The sequence below is a fragment of the Streptomyces sp. NPDC085931 genome, assembly GCF_044540565.1.
Classification (GTDB): Bacteria; Actinomycetota; Actinomycetes; order Streptomycetales; family Streptomycetaceae; genus Streptomyces.
The window spans coordinates 515,893-538,608 of the sequence record NZ_JBITSK010000001.1 but is presented as its reverse complement, the minus strand read 5'-3'; the positions used below and the strand labels follow the sequence as shown (position 1 = coordinate 538,608).

Below are 22,716 nucleotides of genomic sequence, written 5' to 3'. Positions count from 1 at the left end.
GGCCCCGGCGTCTTGATACGGATGGAATCAGTCACCAAGCGGTACCCGGACGGCACGGTGGCGGTCGACCGGCTCTCGCTGGAGATACCCGACCGCTCGATCACCGTCCTGGTCGGACCGTCGGGCTGCGGCAAGACGACCACCCTGCGGATGATCAACCGGATGGTCGAACCCAGCGAGGGAACGATCCTGCTCGACGGCGAGGACATCCAGCACCGGCCCGTCACCACCCTGCGCCGGTCGATGGGTTACGTCATCCAGAACGCCGGCCTCTTCCAGCACCGCACGATCCTCGACAACATCGCGACCGTGCCGCGCATGCTCGGCTGGGGCAAGCAGAAGGCCCGCGCCCGGGCGGCCGAACTCATGGAACGGGTCGGCCTCGACGCCGCCCTCGCCAAGCGCTACCCCTACCAGCTCTCCGGCGGCCAGCAGCAGCGCGTCGGTGTGGCCCGGGCACTGGCCGCCGACCCGCCGGTGCTGCTCATGGACGAGCCGTTCTCGGCGGTCGACCCGGTGGTCCGCAAGGGACTCCAGGACGAACTGCTGCGCATCCAGGACGAGCTGGGCAAGACCATCGTCTTCGTCACCCACGACATCGACGAGGCCATCAAGCTCGGCTCCATGGTCGCCGTGCTGCGCGAGGGCGGCCGGCTCGCCCAGTACGCGCCGCCCGCCGAACTGCTGGCCGCCCCCGCCGACGCCTTCGTCGAGGACTTCCTCGGCGCCGACCGCGGCATCCGGCGGCTGTCGTTCTTCCCCTCCGCCGAACTCGCGCCCACGACCGGCCCGGTGATCGGGCTCGACGCCACCGCCGAGCAGATCGCCGCCGCCGGCGCACCCTGGCTGCTGGTCACCGACGCCGACGGCCGCCCGCTCGGCTGGGGCGAGCCGCACACCCTGACGGCCGGCGCGATCCGGCCCGCCGAACTCCTCCCGTACGGACGGCCGTTCACGCCGGGCACCGACTCGCTGCGGACCGCCCTCGACAGCGCCGTGCTCTCCCCGTCCGGCCACGCCGTCGCCGTGGACGACACCGGGCGGGTGACCGGGGTGGTCTCGCAGGCGGCCATCGGCGAGGCCATCCGCGGCGTCCACGCCGCCGACCGGGCCGACGAGGCCAAGGTCGCCTCGTGAACCTCGACCGCTTCTTCGACATCCCGAGCGACCTCCAGCACAGCTGGGCCGGCCTGATCGGACTGCATCTGCGCGAGGCCCTGCTGCCGGTCCTGGCGGGACTGCTGCTCGCGCTGCCCCTCGCCCAGCTGTGCGTCCGCTTCCGCTGGCTGTACCCGCCCGTGCTCGGCGCCACCACCGTCCTGTACGCGGTGCCCTCGCTGGCCTTCTTCGTCGTCCTGATCGACTACACCGGCCAGACCGAGCTGACCGTGATGATCCCGCTGGCCGTGTACAGCCTGGTGGTGCTCGTCCCGGCCATCGTCGACGGGGTGCGCTCGGTGCCGCGGGAGACCCTGGCCGCCGCCACCGCCATGGGCGTCGGACCCGTACGCCGGTACCTCCAGGTGCAGTTGCCGATCGCCGTGCCCGCCATCATGGCCGGGCTGCGGGTCGCCACCGTCTCCAGCATCTCCCTGGTCAGCGTCGGCGCCCTGATCGGCAACCAGGGCGCGCTCGGCAACCTGCTGGCCGCCGCGCAGAAGTACGACCGCCCCGAACTGGCCCTGAACTCCGTGCTCACCACCGCCGCCCTGGCCATCGTGTGCGACGCCCTGCTGGTCCTGCTGCGCCTCGCGCTGACCCCGTGGATGCCCCGGGGCGGCCGCGCGAAGACGGCCGGGCGGCAGCGGCCCCTGCCCCGGGAGGCGATCCGGTGAACGTGCTCTCCTTCGTCCAGGCCTTCTTCAGCGACGGCGCCCACTGGCACGGCTACGACGGCATCCCGCAACGCCTGCTGGAACACGTCCAGTACTCGCTGCTGGCGCTGGCCCTGGCCGCCGCGATCGGCCTGCCGGTGGGGCTGCTGACCGGGCACACCGGGCGGGGCGGCAACGCCCTCGCGTTCCTGGCCACCGCCGCCCGCGCGCTGCCCAGCTTCGGTCTGCTGGTGCTCATCGTCATCATGATGGGATTCGGCCTGCTGCCCGTGATGATCCCGCTGGTCGTCCTCGCCGTCCCGCCGATCCTGGTGACGACCTACGAGGCGGTCCGCTCCGTCGACCCGTCCCCGGTGGACGCCGCCCGCGGCATGGGCATGCGCGAGTCGCGGATCCTCTTCCAGGTCGAACTGCCCGTCGCCCTGCCCCTGATCCTCAGCGGCCTGCGCTCGGCGGCCATCCAGATCGTCTCCACGGCCACCATCGCCGCGTACGTGAGCCTGGGCGGGCTCGGCCGGTACATCGTCGACGGCCTCTACCAGCGAAACTACGAGAAGGTCGTCGGCGGGGCCACCCTCGTGGCCGTGCTGGCCCTGGTCACCCTGGCGGTGTTCTGGGCGGCGGGCCGGCTGGCCGTGTCACCGGGCGTACGCAGACGGTGATCGACTGACGATCCGTCAGGAAACGTAACAAGGCCGCCCTTGACTGATCACAAAGCGGCTGGATTGGATCGGTGGATGACTTCTACCGCGAAGAACAGCTGGTCCAGGACGAGGCACACCGGGGCGGCGGCCGTCGCGCTCACCGCCGCCGCGGCGCTGCTCGCGGGCTGTTCGTCCGGCGACACCTCCGACGACCCCCTGGCGGGCGAGAAGGCGAAGGCGGGCACCGTCGTCGTCGGCTCCAACAACTTCGCCGAGAGCACCCTGCTCGCCGACCTCTACGGCGAGGCGCTCAAGGCCAAGGGCATCAAGGTCACGTACAAGCACAACATCGGCAGCCGGGAGACCACCTACGGCCTGATGAAGAACGGCTCCGTCACCGTGCTGCCCGAGTACAACGGCTCCCTGCTCGCCTACCTGGACCCCAAGGCGGAGCAGAAGTCCGCCGAGGCCGTGAACGAGGCGGTCAAGGCCGAGCTCGACGAGAAGCTGACCCTGCTGGAGTCCTCGCCCGCCGAGGACAAGGACTCGGTCACCGTCAACGCGCAGACCGCGAAGAAGTACAAGCTGACGTCCTCCTCCACCCTCGCCGACCTCAAGGACGCCGCGCCGGAGCTGGTGATCGGCGGTTCGCCCGAGTTCCAGACCCGGCACCAGGGCCTGGAGGGCCTGAAGTCCGTGTACGGCCTGGAGTTCAAGTCCTTCAAGGCGCTCGACGCGGGCGGTCCGCTGACCCAGGCGGCGCTGACCCGCAACACCGTCCAGGCCGCGGACATCTTCACCACGGACCCCACCATCGTGAAGGAGAAGTTCGTCGTCCTGAAGGACCCGGAGAACCTCTTCGGCTTCGCCAATGTGACCCCGCTGGTGCGCAAGGACGCCCTGTCGAAGGAGGGCGTCGACGCCCTGAACGCCGTCTCCGCCGAGCTGGACACCGAGACGCTGCTGAAGCTGGACGCGCAGGTGCAGCTGGAGAAGAAGGACCCGCTGGAGGTCGCCACGGCGTGGCTGAAGTCGGCGGGCCTGGCCTGAGCCGGCCGCCCGTCACGACGCGACGGCGGCGGGCGGATCCCGGCGGGACCGAACGCGGCCCGGGGGGCGGGGCGTCACAGGAACGGCGACCGTCCCCGGTCACCGCGAACCCCTGGGAGAGCGTCATGCGTATCGCCGTGCCCCGCCCCGTCCGCCTGCTCCTCGCCCTCGCCCTGTCCGCCGTCGTGGGCTGCGGCACGACCGACGCCGGCGGCACGGAACCGGCCCCGACGGACGGCACCACCCCCCGCCCGGCGGACCGCGCCCGGCAGGTCGCCGAAGCGTGGGACGGCTCCCCGGCCGCCGCGCGGTGGCGCGAGGGCTACCACCCCGTGGCGCCGGCCGTCCGGCCGCCCGGGCCCGGCCTCCTCCGTGACGACGCCGACCGGCGCGCCTACGCGACCGGGAACTTCACCCTGCGCGGGACACTCCTCGCGGCACCGGCCCGCGAGGGCCGGGTGACCTGGCCGGGCGGGGACGCGCTCACCCTGCCGCTCCTGAACGCCGAGCAGGCCTACCGCGACCTGGACCGGGCCGACGCCCCCGGGCCGCGCCTGACCGTGACCGGGGCGCGGCTGGGCTCGATGACCGTGGCCACCGGCCGCGGCCCCGCCACCGTCCCCGCCTGGCTGTTCACGCTGGAGGGCTACGACCGGCCCCTCGCCCGCGCCGCGGTGCAGCCGTCCGAGGTGCCCGCCTCGCCGGTGGGGCCGCTCGGGCAGGACGTGGACGCGAGTGTGCCGGCGCCGCTCGGCGGATTGACCGGCATCGCCGGAGACGGACGGTCCGTCACCGTCGTGGCCCACCACGGCTCCTGCGACGACGGCCCCGTCGTGACGGCGCACGAGACGGACGGCAGCGTCGTGCTGTCCGCCGCCGTGCGGAACGTCCAGGACGGCCCCTGCACCACCGAACTGCGCGGCGAGCGGGTGACGGTGGAGCTGCGGCGGCCGGTCGGCGACCGGGTCGTCCTGGACGCCTTCACCGGCCGGCCCGTGCCGTACACCGAGTGGCCGGGCGCCGCGCCCGTCCCGAACTGACCCGCCTTCGGCCTCAGGCCCGCACCGCCGAGGCGATCAGCTGGTCGATCAGCGCGATCAGCACGTCCCGGGACGACTCCCGGTCCCGCGCGTCGCACAGCAGCACCTGCACGTGCTCCGGCACCGCGAGCGCCTCGCGGATGTCCTCGGCCGGGTACGGGTGTTCGCCGTAGAAGCCGTTGACGCCCACGACGAACGGGATGCCCCGGCGTTCGAAGAAGTCGATCGCGGCGAAGCTCGACTCGGGTCTGCGCACGTCCACCAGGACCACGGCGCCCAGCGCGCCGAGGGCCAGGTCGTTCCACATGAACCAGAACCGCTGCTGCCCCGGCGTGCCGAACAGGTACAGCACCAGGTCCCGGCTGATGGTGATGCGGCCGAAGTCCAGGGCCACGGTCGTGGCCCGCTTCTCCTCGATGCCGTCGAGGTCGTCGACGCCCAGACCGGCCATGGTCAGGGGTTCCTCGGTGCGCAGCGGGACGATCTCGCTGACCGACCCGACCATGGTGGTCTTGCCCACGCCGAAGCCCCCGGCGATGAGGATCTTGACCGTGTCGGGTGCCGAGGACGCGTCGGTGGCAAGGTCAGAGCCGGCCAAGGCCGTCCCTCACTTTCTGCAGCAGGTCCAGGTCCGGAGAGGTACGGGAGACGGGGCGCGGCGGGCGGACGGTGATCCGGCCCGCCTCCAGCAGGTCGCACAGCAGGATGGCGACCACGCTCACCGGCAGATCGAGCCGGGCGGCCAGCTCCGCCACGGCGACCGGCTCGGCGCACAGCCGCAGGATCCGGGTGTGCTCGGGCTGCGGCCGGACCGCGTTGGCCGGGGGCGGGTCGACCGCGGTGACCGTCGCGATGAGCGTGAAGTCGGCGCAGCTGGGCCGCGTCCGTCCTCCGGTCAGGGCGAACGGCCGTACGAGCCGGCCCGCCGTATCGCCTCCGCCCACCTCACACGCCGGGGTCGACGGCGGGTCCGGCCACGCCCCGCGGGGCCGCGCTGAGGTGCTCGCCGATCTTCTTCACCAGCATGTTCATCTGGTACGCGACCACCCCGACGTCCGCACCCGGCCCGGTCAGCACCACCAGGTGCGCGCCGGGTCCGGCCGAGGTCAGGATCAGGTAGCTGTTGGCCATCTCGATGAGCGCCTGGCGCACCGGACCGCCGCGGAAGTCCATGCTGACGCCCTTGCTGAGGCTCATCAGCCCGGACGCGGTCGCCGCGAGCCGCTCGGCGTCGTCGCGCAGGAACCCGGTGGACTTGCTGACCACCAGGCCGTCCTCGGAGAGCACCACGGCCTGGTTCACGTCGGCGACCCGCTCCACGAGTCCGGTCAGCAGCTGGTCGAGCTGGGTGTGCGTGGCGGGGATGGGGCGTGTCATTGCGGTGTCCTTCGTCAGCGGTCGGCGGGCGGAGTCGAGGGGACGGGATCGGCGGCGGCCCGCCGGGGCGGTGCGGCCGCCTCCTCGCGGTCCGGCCGCTCGGCGTCGTCGTCGCGGGCGCGGAGCGTGCCCCGCTGGAAGCCGGCCAGGGAGGAGGCGGCGGCCTCCGCGGTGAACTCGTCGTGGGAGGCGTCCTCGCCGGGGGGCGCGGCCTCCTCGCGCAGCTCCTCCACGAGGCTGGTCTGCGGCACCCGGCGGGGCAGCGGCGCGAGGCCGTCCCGGCGGGGGACGACCTCGCGGGCGGCGGACCCGGGCGCGGGGGCGGCGGCCGCGGTACGGGCGGTGACGAGCGGGCGGGGCTCCCTCGGGGAGGTCCCCCCGAAGCGGGCGGCTCCGGGGCCCGCGGACGCTCCCGTGCCCCCGGGCGTCCCCGCGCCCTGCGCGGTAGCGTCGGTCCCGGCCCGCGCGGGAGCGCGGCCGTTCGCCGCCGCGGGTCCGTCTGCCGGCATCCGCCCGTCCTCGGGGGTGTGGGGGGCGCCGTCCGCGCGGCCCTTCGCGCCGCCCTCGGTGCCCGGCGGCTCCGGCACCCCGTCGTCCGGGGCCCGGCGCACGACGATCTCGTGCGGGACCAGCACGATGGCCGTGGTCCCGCCGTACGGCGAGGGCCGCAGGGTGACCGCGATCCCGTGCCGGTGGGCCAGCTGGGCGATCACGAACATGCCCAGCCGCAGGTCGTCGGCGAGCGCCACCACGTCGAACTGCGGGGGCACCGCCAGCTGTTCGTTGAAGGACGCGTAGTCCTCCTCCGACATGCCCAGGCCCCGGTCCTCCACCTCGACGGCCAGGCCCTTGGCCACCATCGCGGCCCGTACGGTGACGGGGCTCGGCGCGGGCGAGTAGGCGGTCGCGTTGTCGATGAGCTCGGCCAGCAGGTGGATGACGTCGGCCACCGCGGGCGGGGCGAGGGAGACCTCCTCCTCGGTGTGCACCTCCACCCGCTGGTACTCGGCGACCTCCCCGATGGCGCTGCGCAGGATGTCGATCAGCGCCACCGGCTCGCTCCAGCTGCGCCCCGGCCGCTCCCCGCTGACGATGACCAGGTTCTCCTCGTAGCGGCGCAACTGGCTGGCCGTGGAGTCCAGTTCGTACAGGCCCTTGAGGATGTCGGGGTCGGTGTGCTCGCGTTCCAGCGTGTCCAGCTTGCTCAGCTGGAGGTTGACCAGGTTCTGGCTCTGCCGGGCGATGCCGAGGATGACCTTCTGGAAACCGCGCCGGGTGTCGGCCAGTTCGACCGCCGTGTGCACGGCCGTGCGCTGGGCGGTGTTGAAGGCCTGCGCCACCTGGCCCAGTTCGTCGTGGCCGTAGTCCAGCTCGGGCGTGGCCGACGCCGGGTCGACCGTCTCGCCCCGCTCCAGCCGCGCCACCACGTCCGGCAGCCGCTCCTGCGCCAGGCTCACCGCGGCCCGGCGCAGCCCGCGCAGCCGCCGGGACAGCGAGCGGGTGATCCGCCAGGACATGCCCACGCACACCAGCAGCGCGAGCAGCCCCCCGGCGCTCAGCAGCGCCGCCTTGAGCAGCAGGGCGTCCGCCTTGCCGGCGCTGCGCTCCAGCAGCTCCGTCGTCTGCTGCTGGATGAGCCCCGCGTACTGCTCGGACAGCGTGTCCATGGCGGCGTTCCACCGCTTCTGGGAGTCCGGCAGGGCGATCTCACCGGGCGCGGCGGTGGAGTTCCGGGCCGCCAGCACCCGGTCCTCGATCGACTGCAGGGTCTGCCACTGGGGGCCCGCCAGGATCCGCTCGGTCTGCGTCTTGGCGTCGCCGGTCAGCTGCGGCACGACCTGGTCCTGCACCAGCCAGCGCCGGGTGTTCACCAGCTCCGCGAACTGCCTCCAGGCCGCGTCGTCCAGATGCCCCGACGGCCAGGCCAGGGTCAGCTGCGCGTCCTCCCGGGAGACCAGCTCCGCCGTGTGCTCCAGCGCCACGAGCGGACCGGCCTGCGAGGTGAGGTCGCCGTCGTCGACCTGGGACAGCTCCTGGAAGGCGTGGATCTGGTCGTCGATGATCGACGAGTACTGGTCGAGCGCCTGCTGCGGGGTGATGTCCGTGGTGTTGTCGACCTGGTCGCGGTAGTACTCCAGGCTGCCCAACGAGCCGAGCACCGAGTACAGCCGGTCGGAGATGCGGGAGGGCGCCTTCTCGATCGCGTCGGCCTGCCCCACCAGCTTCGCGACCGCCTCGTCCGTCTCCTCGCGCTGCGCGTCCAGGGCGGCCCGGGAGCCGCGCGGCGAGGCCAGCCAGGCGGCCGACAGGCTGCGCTCGCGCTGCAGGGCCAGCGTCGCGTCGGTGCCCATGGCACCCGTCGACCGGCTCAGCTCGGTCTGGTCGCGCAGCCGCAGCCCCTCCGAGAACATCTGGATGGTCGTCACGCCCCACATGGCGGCGAGGGTGACGCCCGGCACCAGGGCCAGCAGCACCAGGGAGAGGCGTATGGAACCGAGACGGCGCCGGGCACCTGTCCGTCGAGACATCGTCGTCCTAGGGCGATCAGCGGGGGGCGGGGAACGGGAAGGCGGTGCGGTCGGGGAGGGCGGGGGAGGGGCGCGGAGGGGGCGGGGTGCCGGGCACGGCACATGGGATGCGCAGGATGTTATCCGTACAAGTGGACGTACGGGCCCGGCCTGACCGAATCTTAGGCGTGAGTGTCACGGCAGGGGGCCGGTCACCGGGTCCCGGCGGCGGCGAACCGCGCCACGGCGGAGACGTTCGCCTTGGTCACGAAGGCCGGCCCGGTGAGCACCGGGGCCACCCCGCCGCCGCTGACGTTGCCGTTGGTCCGGTACAGCCACAGGGCGTCCACCGCGAGATAGCCCTGCAGGTACGGCTGCTGGTCCACGGCGAACTGCACCGAGCCGTCCCGCACCGCGCGGACCAGGTCCTTGTTGAGGTCGAAGGTGGCCACCTCGGCTCTGCTCCCGGCCTGCCGCACGGCCTTGACGGCGGTGAGCGCGTACTGCGCGCCGTTGGTGACGACCTCGTCGATGCTGGTGTCCTGCCGCAGCCGGGCGGCGATCGTGGCGCTCACCGCGTTCATGTCGGTGCCGTCCACGTACAGGTTGTCGGTGTCGCCGCCGAAGGTCTTCTTCACCCCGGCGCAGCGGGCCTCCAGCGCGACGTTGCCCCGCTCGTGCACCACGCACAGGGCGTGCTTGGCCTTGAGGTCGTCCAGCTTGTCGCCGACGGCCCGGCCCGCGACGGACTCGTCCTGGCCGAAGTACTCCAGCAGGCCGGTCGGCCGCCAGGCGTCGATGCCGGAGTTGAGTCCGACGACGGGTATGCCGGCCGCCCTGGCCTGCGCGACCGGGCCCCGCATCGCCGCCGGCTTGGCCAGCGTCACCGCGATGCCGTCGACCTCGTCGCGGACCGCGTCGCGCACCAGGTCGGCCTGCGCGGCGGGGTCGGCGTCGCTGACGTACGTCAGGTCGATGCCGTGCTTGGCGGCGGCCGCCTCGGCACCCCGGCGCACCCGGTCCCAGAAGGCGTCGCCCTGGCCGCCGTGCGTGACGAGGGCGACCTTCATCCCCGCGCCGGACCCCGCCCCCGCGTCCCCGTCCGAGGTGTCGCCGGCCGTGCCGAGGACGGAGCAGCCGGACACCAGCAGACACAGGGCGGACGCCAGGGCCGCGGCCCGGGCGGCTCTGCGGGGGGTGTGCGGCGGGGGTGGAGTGTTCATGGGGGCGGAACCTCGCTGTGCGGCCGAGCTGGAGCAGGGTGAGAGCGCAGGCGGGCCGCGGGGTGTGCACCGGCCGGATGACTCTCGCTGGCCCGGAGCCAACCGTGTGTGACCACACCCCGTCAAGTGAGCAGCCACAAGCCGTGAGTTGATGCTGCCGCATCGTGATGATCTGTCCGACCTGTCGAACAGGGGTGTTCCGCCTGCGGCCGGCGCGCCACCGCCCCGTGCAGCGCCGGGTCCGCGTCGCGGACGCCCTCACCTCCGCTTCCCGTACCGTCCGCGCGGTTCGGCCGCCCTCGGCCGGGGTCAGCCCGAGGTCAGGGCCGTGCCGCCGCCGGTGCCGGCCGCCCGGGCCGCACGAGCCGCCCGGGCTTCCTTCCGGCGCCGCCGGCGGCTGACGCGCGGCTCCTGGTCCGGCAGCCAGCCGAAGGCGAGGCAGCTGCCGGTCACGCCCAGGAGCAGGCCCACGAAGAAGCCGCCCAGGTTGGAGGTCAGCCAGGAGCCCAGCGAGACCAGCACCCCGATGACCGAGTAGAACAGGCGCTGGGTGGGGTTGACGAGGATCAGCACCCCGCACAGCAGCATCACGGCGGGGAGCAGATAACCGGCCAGGCCCTGCATGCCGACGTGCAGGACGACGTCCAGCGACGCCCTGAGGGTGAGCAGGATCTCCGCCCCGCCCAGGGTGAGCAGCAGCCCGCCCCAGAACGGACGGCCGGCCCGCCATCGCCGGAAGGCGGGCCGGAGCTTTCCGCGCGGGGCCATCAGCAACCCGACTCGCTGAAGCCGAGCTTGAGCCCGGGCAGCTTGAACACACCCGCCGTCGTCGCGTAGTTGGTCTGCCGCAGGTTGGCGATGTGCACGGTGTCGGACTGCTGGCTGAACACGCCCTTGGGCCCACGGCCCTTCGGCCCGGCCTTGTCGAGGGTGCTCGCGTCGTTGCCGATCTCGATGTTGTTGAACGCGGCGTCGCCGGAGAGCTGCGTCGAGTCGGTCGTCAGATCGCTGGCGGTGACCTTCTGCGCACCCTCGCCCGCCCGGATGATCAGGTTCGTGCCGCCCAGGTCCACGCTCTGGCACAGCTTGGTGAGCGTCGCGTTCTTGATCACGGAGGTGACGACCAGTACCTGGCCGCCGGTGTCGCCGGCGTTCGGGCTGCCCTCGGCCATCTCGTCCAGGCCGCCGAACTGGGCGAAGCCGGTGCCGTTCAGCTCGGTCGCGGTGACCGTGAACGGCATGCCCGAGATGGCGAACTGCACGCCCAGCGCTCCTTCGGCGGTGAGGATCGCGAGGCCCGCGGCGACCGCGGCGGCCGGCACCGCCATCACCGCGGCGCGGCGCGCCCGGACACGCCCGCGGCGCGCGGGGGCGTCGCCGGTGTCCGGGGCGGCGGAGCCGTCCGGTCTGTCGGAGGTGTGCTCGGCGGAGTCGGTCATCTCTGCTCCCGGTGCTGTCGGTGCGGATCGGACATCGGTGGCACGTTGCCCTGGCGCGGACACCGACCGCGTGCGTACGGCTCCCCGCAACTCCCGGCGGTTGCAAGGGCTTTCTCGTTACGCCGCGGTAGCCGAGCAGGAAGTTACCGGGGGTTACATGAAGGGTCAAGGTAAGTGTGAACAAAGAGTGTCGATCATGTGACGCAGGTGAGCCGCGGTGTCCCGGAAACACTCATGCGCTGCACAACTTGCTTGCGGTGCCTTGACGTTGACGGATCGCCAGGTCTACAACCTTGCTCGTCCCACCGGATCCGTGGCGCCGGGTCCGGCTGCTCGGCACCGTCCGCGCGTCCCGGACCGCCCGTGGTGCACGGGCGTCTCGCCGCCCGGTGATCCAGAACGGGCTTTCCCTCGCCCGAGCCCCACGTTTTCCGGCACGGCCGCTTCCGCTGACGCCGTGTCCGCAGCCACCCCGACCGGTCCCGGCCGCAGGCCTGCCCCCGCGCACGCCTCCGACCGGCCCCAACCCGCCGTTGCCGGCCCGTCACGTACGGAGAAGGCGTGCCGGGCAGGCGACGGCGGGTACCGGGCGGCTCCTCACCCCCGCTGACGAAAGAGGTACCCGCATGCGTACGCGCACCCTCCTCAGCCTCACCGCCGCCGTGGCCGCCCTGGGCCTGGCCGCCCCCGCCTCGGCGGCCGACACCCCGGTCCTGACCACCGCCGACGGTGCCGCCGTCGCGGTCGGCGACGTGCTCGACGCGTCCCTCGCGAGCGGCACGGCCGCCACCTTCTACTCCAGCGCGACCGGCACCAGCGGCATCTCCTGCACCAAGTCGGCCTTCGCCGCCACCGTCACCGACAACCCGGCCGCTCCCGGCGTCGCCACCGAGTCCCTGACCTCGCACACCTTCGACAGCAGCGGCTGCACCACCAACGTCGTCGGCGTCCTCGGCGTCAGCGGCATCACCGTCGACAACCTGCCCTACACCACCAGCGTGTCCTCCGACGGCACCGTGTCCGTGACCCCGGCCGCCGGCTCCACCGTCCAGTCCACGGTCAAGCTGCGCACCCTGCTCGGCACGATCACCTGCGTCTACCAGGCCCCCGGCCTGACCGGCACGGCGAGCAACGCCGACCACGGCATCTCCTTCACCAACCAGCAGTTCACCAAGGTGTCCGGCTCCTCGCTGTGCTTCGCCAACGCGTTCTTCACCGCCAAGTACGCGCCGGTGACGAAGGGCGGTGTCGCGGTCAACGTCAACTAACGCACCCCGCAGGGGCGTTCAGCGCCGTCGCAGCCGTAGGGCCAGGGCGGCGCCGCCGGTGAGCACCAGCACCGCGGCGGCGCCGCCCGCCAGCACGGCCGTGTCCGGCCCGGCGGCGCTCTCGAGCGCCCGCGGCGTCCCGGCGGACCCGGGCCGCCGCGAACGCGCCTGTCCGTGCGGCGCCCCCTCGCTCTCCGGAGCCTTCTTTTTGCCCGCCCCGGCCCGCGCCGGCTCCTTCTCACGCTCCGGGAACACCACGTCGGAACACGAGTAATAGGTGTCCGGCGTACTGCTGTTGCGCCAGACCGTGTACAGCACGTGCCGCCCGGCCCGGTCGGAGGGCAGCGTCACCTTCATGCGGTACGCGCCGCCCGTCAGCTCCGGGTCCGTCACCCGCGCGAACGGCTCACCGGGCAGGTCCGCCCAGGACAGCGGCCCGGTGGGGTCGTAGCCGGGCTTGGTCAGGTACATCAGGAACGTGCCCGCGTGCGGGATCGTCGACGCGTAGCGCACCGTGAGCGTCGCGCCCGGCGTCACGCGGGTCGCCGGCCAGTCCGCGCGGGCCACGTCCAGGCCCCGGTAGCCGGGCAGACCGCCGCTGCACAGCCTGCCGTCCGGGACGACCTGCCGGTCCCGGCCGTCCACGTCCGCCAGCCGCAGGTTGTCCCAGGCCGCGAGCGGCCCGCCGTTCGCGGCCGCGGCCGCCCGGCACGCCGCCGAGCCCGCCCGCTCGCCGCCCTGCGGGGAGCAGGCCACGGTCCGGCTCACCGGATCGACCGGCGCCCCGTGCGCCCGCGCCGGACCGGCCACCCACAGCGGCAGCAGCAGCGAGGTCATGAGGGCGGCCGCGAGCGCGGCGCGGCGGGTGCTCGTCGGGGGCATGCGGCTGCGTCTCCTCGTGCCGGGGCGGTGACGTCCGGTGTGCAGTACGGGACACCGGCCCGACGCGTTCACCTCGTCACCAGCCGTTCGAAAAGGGGCACATGAGCCGGCGGCGCCCGGCCATAGAGGGTGTGTTTCCGGCCGGATCGAGGGTTTCCCCCGTATCCCGATGACCAGCCCTTTGCCTATCGTTCCTGCACAGCTGACCCACAGGTGACCCCGAACGGTCCGCTTCTGTCTCGCGCCTGGCCGGCCACCGCGTCGCTCCCGCTTTTCGAACGACCCCCCCTCCGCTTCGACGACGAAGCGACTCCACCGCCGCTCCGCCCAGCCCGGAGTCCGGCCACGAAAGGCAGACTGTGCGTACCTCCCCAACGCTCAGACGGAAGCTGATATCCGTCGCCGCCGTCTCCGCCGCCCTGCTGACCGCCGCCCCCGCCACGGTCGCCGTCGCCCAGGAGTCCGCCCCCACCCCGGCGGCCGTCCCCGCCGCCCAGACCGAGGCCGCCCCGGGCACCCCGGCCGAGCGCCTCATCGTCGGCTACAAGTCCGGCGCCAGCGAGGCCGAGTCCAACAAGGCGGCCGCCGCCGACGCCGCGGCCAAGGCCGAGAAGACCGGCGAGGACGTCGACTTCCAGCGCCGCCTCGGCACCGGTGCCGCCCTCGTCGACCTGGGCACCGCCCCCACGCGGGCCTCCGTCGCCGACGTCGTCGCCGCCTACCGCGCCGACCCGCAGGTCGCCTACGTCGTGCCGGACCGTCTGAACAAGCCGACGGCCGTGACCCCGAACGACACCGAGTACGCCAAGCAGTGGGACCTGTTCGAGTCCACCGCGGGCATGAACGTCCCGGCCGCCTGGGACACCAGCACCGGCTCCGGCGTGACCGTCGCCGTCATCGACACCGGCTACGTCGCCCACTCCGACCTGGCCGCGAACATCGTCGGCGGCTACGACTTCATCTCCGACACCGCCGTCTCCGTCGACGGCAACGGCCGCGACAGCAACCCGGCCGACCCGGGCGACTGGTACAACGCCGGCGAGTGCGGCGCGGGCATCCCGGCCTCGAACTCCTCCTGGCACGGCACCCACGTGGCCGGGACCATCGCCGCCGCCACCCACAACGGCAAGGGCGTCGCCGGCATCGCCTACGGCGCGAAGATCTCCCCGGTCCGCGTGCTGGGCAAGTGCGGCGGCTACGACTCCGACATCATCGACGCCATCACCTGGGCGTCCGGCGGCACCGTCTCCGGCGTGCCCGCCAACACCAACGTCGCCAAGGTCATCAACATGAGCCTCGGCGGGGGCGGCGCCTGCTCCACCGCCACCCAGAGCGCCATCAACGGCGCGGTGAACCGCGGCACCACGGTCGTCGTCGCGGCCGGCAACGAGAACACCAACGCCTCCAGCTCGTCCCCGGCGAACTGCGGCAACGTCATCACCGTCGCCGCCACCAACCGCGCCGGCAGCCGCGCCTCGTACTCCAACTACGGCACGGTCGTGGACATCTCCGCCCCCGGCGGCGAGATCCGCACCACCACCGCCAACGGCATCCTGTCCACGCTGAACTCCGGCACGAAGACGCCGTCGACCGAGAGCTACGCCTTCTACCAGGGCACCAGCATGGCCACCCCGCACGTCGCGGGCCTGGCCGCCCTGATGAAGTCGGCGAACTCCGCCCTCACCCCGGCGCAGATCGAGTCGGCCATCAAGGCCAACGCCCGTCCGCTGCCCGGCACCTGCTCCGGCGGCTGCGGCGCCGGCCTCGCGGACGCGGCCAGGACGGTCCAGGCCGTCAAGGGCGGCACGTCCACCGGCACGACCTTCACCAGCACCACCGCCGTCGCCATCCCGGACAACGGCGCCGCGATCGAGTCGCCGATCAGTGTCACGGGCCGCAGCGGCAACGCCCCGTCGGCCCTCCAGGTCGGCGTCGACATCACCCACACCTACCGCGGCGACCTCGTCATCGACCTGGTCGCGCCGGACGGCTCGACCTACCGTCTGAAGTCGGCCGCGTCGGACTCCGCCGACAACGTGAACACCACCTACACCGTGAACGCCTCGGCCGAGGTCGCCAACGGCACCTGGAAGCTGCGCGTCCAGGACACCGCGGCGCAGGACACGGGCACGCTGAACAGCTGGAGGCTGACCTTCTGATCCTCCCTCGGGAACGCTGAGACGAGGCAGGGCCCAAGCGGGCGGGCCGGCCGGTGCGGATGGGGCACCGGCCGGCCCGCCTTTTTCGCGCGGTCCTCACCGTTAGAAACCGAACCCGCTGTTTTCTTTGACCAGTTGCGCTGGTTTTGCCGGATGTGCGCCCGCACTCCGGCACACTGCTGTGATGAGCGTCCTCTGAGGGTGAGTTATCGTGTACGGGGGGTAAAAACAAACGGCATGACCCGTTCATTTCCGTCCCGGGAGAGTTCAGTCGATGGCGAGGCAGTTGCGAGCCGAGCAGACCCGCTCGACGATCATCACGGCCGCCGCTGACCTGTTCGACCGTCGCGGCTACGAATCGACCAGTCTCAGCGACATCGTGGAGCACGCCCATGTCACCAAGGGCGCCCTGTACTTCCACTTCGCCGCCAAGGAGGATCTCGCCCACGCGATCCTCGAACTCCAGTCGCACACCGCCCGGCGGCTCGCGGCCGAGACCGACCAGCGCGGCCACACCTCCCTGGAGGCGCTGATGCGCCTCACCTTCGGCATCACCCGCATGTCCGTCGAGGACCCGGTCCTGCGGGCCGGACTGCGGCTCGCCACCGGCGGGATCCGTCCCCGGCCGCCCCTGAGCCACCCGTTCACGGAGTGGCTGGACATCGTCACGGCCCGGCTGGTCGGGGCCGTCAAGGAGTCGGACGTCCACCCCGACATCGACATCGACGTCGTGGCCCACTCCCTGGTCTGCTTCTTCGTCGGCACCCGGGTCGTGGGCCGCTCCCGCGAACCGGTCGCCCGCCAGCCCCGCCGCACCGCGGAGATGTGGAACATACTCATCCGCGGCCTGGTCCCGGTGACCCGCCGCGCCCGCTACCTGAGCCTGGCGGCCCGCCTGGAACGGGAGATCGTGCCGGTGTGACCGCGGCGCCGCGCTCGGCACCCGGCGCGGCGCACCCGCGCGTTACGGTGAGCCCCATGCCCGACACCCCCACCGCGCCCCTGCTCCTCGGCAACCGGCCGGGCTCGTTCCCGCACAGCGTGCTCGCCGAACGGCACCCCGCCATCATCCGGCAGGTCCGCGAGGCCTTCCCCTACGAACCGGCGCAGCACCGCGCCCTCGACGCGCTGCTGGCCAACTGCACCGCGGGCACGATCGAACCCCTCCCCGCCGACGCCCACGACCGGGACGACTGGGACGCCTGGGGGCTGCCCGCCCACACCGGCCGCTCCTGGTTCGACGTGCCGTGGCTCTGGTCCGAGAGCTGGTTCTACCGCCGGCTGCTGGAGGCCGTCGGCTACTTCGGCCCCGGACCCTGGCAGGGCATCGACCCCTTCCGCCCCTTCAAGCGGGCCGAACTCGACGCCCCCGAGACCGACGAGGAACTCGCCGCCCTCGACGACCTCGCCGGCCGGCCCGCCGAGGAACGGGCCCGGGCGCTGCTGCACGGCTCCCTCTGGGGCAACCGCGCCGACCTCGGCTTCCGCCTGTCCGCCGAAGGCGCCCGGGAGACGCAGGCCGTGCCCGGCCTGGTGGCCGACGACAGCGACCGGCTGTGGTCCCTGCTGGACAGCGCCCGCCCGGGCACGCTCTGCCTGGTCGCCGACAACGCCGGACGCGAACTCGTCCCCGATCTGCTGCTGATCGCCCACCTTCTGGCCGAAGGGCGCGTCGAGCGGGCGGTCCTGCACGTCAAGCCCACCCCCTACTACGTCTCCGACGCCACCACCGCCGACGTCGTCGACGCCCTGCGCCGCCTGACCGGGGCCGGGGGAGCGGCCGCCGGGTACGGGCGGACGCTGTGGTCGGCCCTGTCCGACGGCCGGCTCGCCCTGCGCGCCCACGCCTTCTCCTGCGCCCCGCTGCCGTACGCGCAGATGCCCGCCGACCTGCGTGCCGAGTTCGCCGCGGCCACGCTCACCCTCGTCAAGGGCGACCTCAACTACCGCCGCCTGGTGGGCGACCGGCTCTGGGACCCGACCACGCCCTTCACGGACGTCACCGCGTACTTCCCCGGCCCGGTCGCCGCCCTGCGCACCCTGAAGTCCGAGGTGATCACCGGCCTCGACGCGCGCACCGTGGCCGCCCTGGACGCCGCGGAGGGCGGACGCTGGCGCACCGCCGGCACGCACGCGCTGATCCAGGCCGGACAGGTGGGGTCCGGCCCCCGCGACAGCGGCCCGATTCACGCGATGGTGTGATCATGTCCTGCCTCGCGGATGCCGCCGTGGGGCGCCGGGTAGGGCCCCGGCCATGACGCAGCCGTTCACACTCCCGCACTTCTACATGCCGCACCCCGCGCGGCTGAACCCCCATCTCGAGGAGGCCCGGGCGCACTCGACGGAGTGGGCGCGCGAGATGGGCATGCTGGAGGGATCCGGAGTCTGGGACCGAGCCGACCTCGACGCGCACGACTACGGCCTGCTCTGCGCCTACACCCACCCCGACTGCGACGGGCCCGCGCTGTCCCTGATCACCGACTGGTACGTGTGGGTCTTCTTCTTCGACGACCACTTCCTGGAGATGTACAAACGCAGCCAGGACCGCGCCGCCGGCAAGGAGCACCTGGACCGGCTGCCCCTGTTCATGCCGCTGGACCTCGCGACCCCCGTACCGGAGCCGCGGAACCCGGTCGAGGCGGGCCTCGCCGACCTGTGGGCGCGCACGGTGCCCGCCATGTCCGAGGACTGGCGCCGCCGCTTCGCCGTGGCCACCGAGCACCTGCTGAACGAGTCGATGTGGGAGCTGTCCAACATCAACGAGGGGCGGATCGCCAACCCCGTCGAGTACATCGAGATGCGCCGCAAGGTCGGCGGCGCCCCCTGGTCGGCGGGGCTCGTCGAGTACGCCACCGCCGAGGTCCCCGCCTCCGTCGCCGGGTCCAGGCCGCTCCGGGTGCTGATGGAGACGTTCTCCGACGCCGTCCACCTGCGCAACGACCTGTTCTCCTACCAGCGCGAGGTGGAGGAGGAGGGCGAGAACAGCAACGGCGTGCTCGTCCTGGAGACCTTCTTCGGCTGCAGCACCCAGGAGGCCGCCGACACCGTCAACGACGTCCTCACCTCCCGGCTGCACCAGTTCGAGCACACGGCGTTCACCGAAGTGCCCGCGCTGGCCCTGGAGAAGGGCCTGACGCCGGACGAGGTCGCGGCCGTGGCGGCGTACACCAAGGGCCTGCAGGACTGGCAGTCCGGCGGCCACGAGTGGCACCTGCGCTCCAGCCGCTACATGAACGACAACGCGGTGCGCGGGGGCAGCCCCTGGCCGGGGTGCAGCGGCATGGGCACCTCCGCCGCCGACGTGCGCTCCCTGCTCGCCGCGACCGGCGCCGAGCGCGTGCGCTCCTCCACGCACGTGCCGTACCAGAAGGTCGGGCCGTCGCGGATCCCCGACATCCGGATGCCGTTCCCGCTGGAGCTCAGCCCGCACCTGGACCGTTCCCGGCGCAACCTCACCGACTGGGTGAACCGGATGGGCATCCTCGCCGAGGGCGTCTGGGACGCGGACAAGCTCAGGGCCTACGACCTGCCCCTGTGCGCCGCGGGCCTGGACCCGGACGCCACCCCGGAGGCCCTCGACCTCAGTTCGCAGTGGCTCGCCTGGGGCACCTACGGCGACGACTACTACCCGCTGGTTTACGGCCACCGCCGCGACCTGGCCGCCGCCCGGCTGACCACGGCCCGGCTGTCCGACTGCATGCCGGTCGACGGCGGACAGCCGCCGGTCCCGGCCAACGCCATGGAACGCGGTCTGATCGACCTGTGGCTGCGCACCACGGCGGACATGACGCCGCAGGCGCGGCGCACCCTCAAGGCCGCCATCGACGTCATGACCGAGAGCTGGGTGTGGGAGCTGTCCAACCAGCTCCAGAACCGCATCCCCGACCCGGTCGACTACCTGGAGATGCGCCGGGCCACCTTCGGCTCCGACCTCACCCTGAGCCTGTGCCGGCTGGGACACGGCCCGGCCGTCCCGCCCGAGGTCTACCGCAGCGGCCCGGTCCGGTCGCTGGAGAACGCCGCGATGGACTTCGCGTGCCTGGTCAACGACGTCTTCTCGTACCAGAAGGAGATCGAGTTCGAGGGCGAGATCCACAACGCGATCCTCGTCGTGCAGAACTTCTTCGGCTGCGACTACCCGACCGGCCTCGGCATCGTGCACGACCTGATGAGCCAGCGCATGCGGCAGTTCGAGCACGTCGTCGAGCACGAACTGCCCGTCCTGTACGACGACTTCCGGCTCGGCCGGGAGGCGCGTGCCGCCATGGCGACCTATGTGGCGGACCTGCGGAACTGGCTGTCCGGCATCCTGAACTGGCACCGCCAGGTGGACCGCTACAAGGACGAGTGGCTCTCCCGGCGGGCCCACGGCTTCCTCCCCGGCCGGCTGCCGGCCGTGCCCGTGCCCGCCCTGGGCTGAGGGCGGCGTTTTCCGGCCAGATCCTCCCGCACCGGGACATGACGGAACCCCCGGCGGTGCGTCGGGGGTCTTCCAGGGTGCAAGGAAAACGACAGGCACCACACGGGGGATTCACCTTGACCGACATCATCGAAAGGCCCGGCGCCCGCACCGAGCCCGGGGCGCAGGACCCGGCACCCGCGCCCGCCGAGCTGACGCCGTACCTCGCACCGCTGCCCGTCCCGCCCGTCCTGCGTCCGGCGGGCGGCGACGTGCTGCGCGAGACCGAGATCGCCCTGCGCCCCGCCTGGGTGCGCCTGCACCCGCAGCTGCCGCCCACGCTGATGTGGGGCTACGACGGCCAGGTGCCCGGCCCGACCATCGAGGTGCGGCGCGGACAGCGGGTGCGCATCGCCTGGACCAACCGCATCCCGGAGGACAGCGAGTACCCGGTGACCTCCGTGGAGGTGAAGCTGCGCCGGGACGGCCGCCCCCAGTCGAGCACCGAGCCGGGCCGCGACGGGGCCGCACCGAACCAGGACGTCGCCGCCCTGCCCGCCTGGTCCGTGACGCACCTGCACGGCGCGCAGACGGGCGGCGGCAACGACGGCTGGGCGGACAACGCGGTCGCCACCGGCGACGCCCAGCTCTCCGAGTACCCGAACGACCACCCGGCGGTGCAGTGGTGGTACCACGACCACGCCATGAACATCACCCGGTGGAACGTGATGGCGGGCCTGTACGGCACCTACCTCGTGCGCGACGACGAGGAGGACGCCCTGCACCTGCCGTCCGGCGAGCGGGAGATCCCGCTGCTGCTGGCCGACCGCAACCTCGACACCGACGAGGACGGCCGGCTCAACGGCCGGCTGCTGCACAAGACGGTCATCGTCCAGGACGCGAACCCGGAGACGGGCAAGCCGGTCTCCCTCCCGTTCACCGGCCCGTACTCCACGGTCAACGGACGGATCTGGCCGTACCTCGACGCGGACGCCGCCTGGTACCGGTTCCGGCTGGTCAACGCCTCCAACGCGCGCATCTACAACCTCGTCCTGGTCGACGAGGACGACAACCCGGTGCCGGGCGTGCTGCACCAGATCGGCAGCGACGGCGGGCTCCTGCCGCGTCCCGTCCCCGTCGACTTCGACGCAGGCCTGCCGACGCTGACCGCGGCCCCGGCCGAGCGCTTCGACCTGCTGGCCGACTTCCGGGGGCTCGCGGGCCGGACGCTGCGGCTGGTCGACAAGGGCCGCAACCAGCCGCCGGGCGTGCCGGACCCGGCCGGTGACGTGCCGTACCCGGACGTGATGGAGTTCCGGATCCGGCAGACCTGCGAACCGGACACCTTCGAGCTGCCGACGGTCCTCTCCGGCTCCTTCCGCCGGCTCACCCACGACATCGGGCACGGCCACCGCCTGGTCGTCCTCACCCCGCCCGCCACCAAGGGCGCGGGCGGGCACCCCGAGATGTGGGAGATGGCCGAGGCCGGACACCCGCACGACATCCAGGTCCCGTCCGACGGCGTCATCCAGATCACCGGCCCGGACGGCACGACCAGGACGTACCGGCGCACGGCACGGACGTTCAACGACGCCCTCGGCTACACCATCGCCGAGGGCAGCCACGAGCAGTGGAGCTTCCTCAACCTCGCGCCGATCGTCCACCCGATGCACATCCACCTGGCCGACTTCCAGCTGCTCGGCCGGGACGCCTACGACGTGTCGGGCTTCGACCCGGCGGTGGGCGGCACCCGCACGCCGATCCGGTACGACGCCGGCACGAGCATCCCGCTCGCGCCCAACGAGCACGGCTGGAAAGACGTGTTCCGGGTGCCGGGAGACCAGATGCTGCGCGTCATGGGGAAGTTCGACGGCGCGCACGGCCGGTTCATGTACCACTGCCACCTGCTGGAGCACGAGGACATGGGCATGATGCGGCCTTTCGTCGTGATGCCCGCCCCGGTGCTGAAGTTCGACCACGGCGGGGGCCACGGCGGTCACGGGGAGGGCCGCACCGGCTGACGCGCCGGGGCCGTGCCGGGGCCGTGAGGGGCAGTCTCACTCGTTCGTGGCTCGTGGGCCGCCGACGGGCCGGGTAGAGCACCTGCCGAGATCGCTCCGGCATCCGCCGGAGCGATCGGCACCACCCGGAGGCGACCCATGGAACGAACCGCGCTGCGACCCAAGCCGATGCCGGGACAGGAGCCCGAGCCGTCACCGGCCACGGCGTCCGGACCGCCGCGCCGCCGCCCGCACGCCGCCCGGCGGCGCGGGCGGCGGCTGCTCAACGTGCTGCTGGCCGGGTTCGTCGGCGCCGTCCTGGTGCTGTCCGGGATCGGCCTGGGGGCGATGGGCGCCACGGTCGCCGGGCAGAGCGGGGTGCTCGACCCGCGCGGGCGGCACACACCCCCGCCCGCCCGTCCCTCGCCGGCGACGGCCGCCTCCGCGCACGCGCCCGCCGTGACCCTCGGTGTGCAGGTCATGGACGCGCGCAGGCCCGGGGCCGTGGTCGTCGGGCTCCATGTGCCCGGGCCGGCCCAGCAGGCGGGCCTGGTGCGCGGCGACGTCCTGCTGAACTTCGGCCCCACCCGCATCGACACGGCCGCCGACCTGGTACGGGCCGTCGCCCGGGCCCGCCCGGGGCGGGAGGTGACACTGACGGTGCGGCATCGCGGCGGCGGCTACGAACAGGTGACGGTCGTACCGGCCCTGGTCACATGAGCCACGAGCGAGGCGGGCCAGGGCGGGGTGCCGCCCGTGGGGCGCACGGAGTCGAGGCACCCTGCGCCGGGGCAAGCCCGCGCAGGGCAGGGTGGCCGGGGCGGGGCGGGGGTGTGCACGGGGTCGGCGGCCGGGGCAGGGGGTCCGTTGCCGGGTGGGGTGTGCACGGGCCC

General features: G+C 73.0%; 20 protein-coding genes. 12 read left to right on the top strand and 8 right to left on the bottom strand.

Features of this window, described 5'->3' with window-relative positions; translation table 11 throughout:
* The first annotated feature begins 12 nt into the window (after positions 1-12).
* From ACIGAN_RS02265 to ACIGAN_RS02245, 5 genes are all read left to right on the top strand, one after another.
* Entirely contained in the window at positions 13-1,137 is a 1,125-nt protein-coding gene (locus tag ACIGAN_RS02265; protein ID WP_399854489.1) for an ABC transporter ATP-binding protein, read from the top strand.
* Entirely contained in the window at positions 1,134-1,835 is a 702-nt protein-coding gene (locus ACIGAN_RS02260; protein ID WP_365738481.1) for an ABC transporter permease, read from the top strand. Before ACIGAN_RS02265 ends, ACIGAN_RS02260 begins: the two co-directional genes overlap by 4 nt.
* Positions 1,832-2,497 (top strand): ABC transporter permease, encoded by a 666-nt coding sequence (locus ACIGAN_RS02255; protein ID WP_365088175.1) that lies wholly within the window; start codon positions 1,832-1,834, stop codon positions 2,495-2,497. Before ACIGAN_RS02260 ends, ACIGAN_RS02255 begins: the two co-directional genes overlap by 4 nt.
* A gap of 75 nt (positions 2,498-2,572) precedes the next feature.
* The gene (locus ACIGAN_RS02250; RefSeq protein ID WP_365088174.1) at positions 2,573-3,529 is read left to right on the top strand and encodes an ABC transporter substrate-binding protein; all 957 of its coding nucleotides are present in this window, start codon (positions 2,573-2,575) and stop codon (positions 3,527-3,529) included.
* A gap of 125 nt (positions 3,530-3,654) precedes the next feature.
* Positions 3,655-4,569 carry a hypothetical protein gene (locus ACIGAN_RS02245; protein ID WP_399854488.1) on the top strand — a complete coding sequence of 305 codons (915 nt, stop codon included), beginning with the start codon at positions 3,655-3,657 and terminating at the stop codon, positions 4,567-4,569.
* Between the two features lie 13 nt (positions 4,570-4,582).
* On the opposite strand, the gene ACIGAN_RS02240 is transcribed toward ACIGAN_RS02245, so the two are convergent.
* The 7 genes from ACIGAN_RS02240 to ACIGAN_RS02210 all read right to left on the bottom strand — a co-directional run bounded on the left by ACIGAN_RS02240 (position 4,583) and on the right by ACIGAN_RS02210 (position 11,115).
* A complete protein-coding gene (locus tag ACIGAN_RS02240; RefSeq protein WP_365088172.1) occupies positions 4,583-5,167 on the bottom strand; it encodes a GTP-binding protein in 585 nt (194 codons plus the stop codon).
* Positions 5,154-5,513 carry a DUF742 domain-containing protein gene (locus ACIGAN_RS02235; protein WP_399854487.1) on the bottom strand — a complete coding sequence of 120 codons (360 nt, stop codon included), beginning with the start codon at positions 5,511-5,513 and terminating at the stop codon, positions 5,154-5,156. Before ACIGAN_RS02235 ends, ACIGAN_RS02240 begins: the two co-directional genes overlap by 14 nt.
* Before the next feature lies 1 nt (position 5,514).
* A complete protein-coding gene (locus ACIGAN_RS02230) occupies positions 5,515-5,946 on the bottom strand; it encodes a roadblock/LC7 domain-containing protein (RefSeq protein ID WP_114255949.1) in 432 nt (143 codons plus the stop codon).
* Positions 5,947-5,960: 14 nt separating this feature from the next.
* Positions 5,961-8,474 carry a sensor histidine kinase gene (locus ACIGAN_RS02225; RefSeq protein ID WP_399854486.1) on the bottom strand — a complete coding sequence of 838 codons (2,514 nt, stop codon included), beginning with the start codon at positions 8,472-8,474 and terminating at the stop codon, positions 5,961-5,963.
* 191 nt (positions 8,475-8,665) lie between these two features.
* Positions 8,666-9,676, bottom strand: coding sequence for a substrate-binding domain-containing protein (locus ACIGAN_RS02220; RefSeq protein ID WP_365088169.1), 1,011 nt, complete (start codon positions 9,674-9,676; stop codon positions 8,666-8,668).
* 309 nt (positions 9,677-9,985) lie between these two features.
* Entirely contained in the window at positions 9,986-10,444 is a 459-nt protein-coding gene (locus tag ACIGAN_RS02215) for a DUF6114 domain-containing protein (RefSeq protein ID WP_365738474.1), read from the bottom strand.
* Positions 10,444-11,115, bottom strand: a complete 672-nt coding sequence (locus ACIGAN_RS02210; protein ID WP_351349006.1) for a DUF6230 family protein — start codon at positions 11,113-11,115, stop codon at positions 10,444-10,446. The genes ACIGAN_RS02215 and ACIGAN_RS02210 overlap by 1 nt, the downstream gene beginning before the upstream one ends.
* Before the next feature lie 626 nt (positions 11,116-11,741).
* Between ACIGAN_RS02210 and ACIGAN_RS02205 the strand changes: the two genes are divergently transcribed.
* Complete coding sequence (locus tag ACIGAN_RS02205) at positions 11,742-12,383, top strand: Tat pathway signal sequence domain protein (RefSeq protein ID WP_365088166.1); 642 nt, start codon at positions 11,742-11,744, stop codon at positions 12,381-12,383.
* 18 nt (positions 12,384-12,401) lie between these two features.
* On the opposite strand, the gene ACIGAN_RS02200 is transcribed toward ACIGAN_RS02205, so the two are convergent.
* The gene (locus tag ACIGAN_RS02200) at positions 12,402-13,265 is read right to left on the bottom strand and encodes a lytic polysaccharide monooxygenase (protein ID WP_399854485.1); all 864 of its coding nucleotides are present in this window, start codon (positions 13,263-13,265) and stop codon (positions 12,402-12,404) included.
* Positions 13,266-13,624: 359 nt separating this feature from the next.
* On the opposite strand from ACIGAN_RS02200, the gene ACIGAN_RS02195 reads away from it, so the two are divergent.
* From ACIGAN_RS02195 to ACIGAN_RS02170, 6 genes are all read left to right on the top strand, one after another.
* Positions 13,625-15,424: a S8 family peptidase gene (locus ACIGAN_RS02195; protein ID WP_399854484.1), complete on the top strand. Its 1,800-nt coding sequence runs from the start codon at positions 13,625-13,627 to the stop codon at positions 15,422-15,424.
* 274 nt (positions 15,425-15,698) lie between these two features.
* Entirely contained in the window at positions 15,699-16,346 is a 648-nt protein-coding gene (locus ACIGAN_RS02190) for a ScbR family autoregulator-binding transcription factor (RefSeq protein WP_309094658.1), read from the top strand.
* A 56-nt stretch (positions 16,347-16,402) separates the two neighbouring features.
* Positions 16,403-17,626 carry a damage-control phosphatase ARMT1 family protein gene (locus tag ACIGAN_RS02185; protein ID WP_365738467.1) on the top strand — a complete coding sequence of 408 codons (1,224 nt, stop codon included), beginning with the start codon at positions 16,403-16,405 and terminating at the stop codon, positions 17,624-17,626.
* A 52-nt stretch (positions 17,627-17,678) separates the two neighbouring features.
* On the top strand, positions 17,679-19,844 hold the full coding sequence (gene cyc2 / locus ACIGAN_RS02180) for a germacradienol/geosmin synthase Cyc2 (RefSeq protein WP_399854483.1): 2,166 nt from the start codon (positions 17,679-17,681) through the stop codon (positions 19,842-19,844).
* Positions 19,845-19,960: 116 nt separating this feature from the next.
* Entirely contained in the window at positions 19,961-21,844 is a 1,884-nt protein-coding gene (phsA, locus tag ACIGAN_RS02175; protein WP_399854482.1) for an O-aminophenol oxidase PhsA, read from the top strand.
* Between the two features lie 138 nt (positions 21,845-21,982).
* Positions 21,983-22,543 (top strand): PDZ domain-containing protein, encoded by a 561-nt coding sequence (locus ACIGAN_RS02170; RefSeq protein WP_399854481.1) that lies wholly within the window; start codon positions 21,983-21,985, stop codon positions 22,541-22,543.
* Positions 22,544-22,716: the final 173 nt, after the last annotated feature.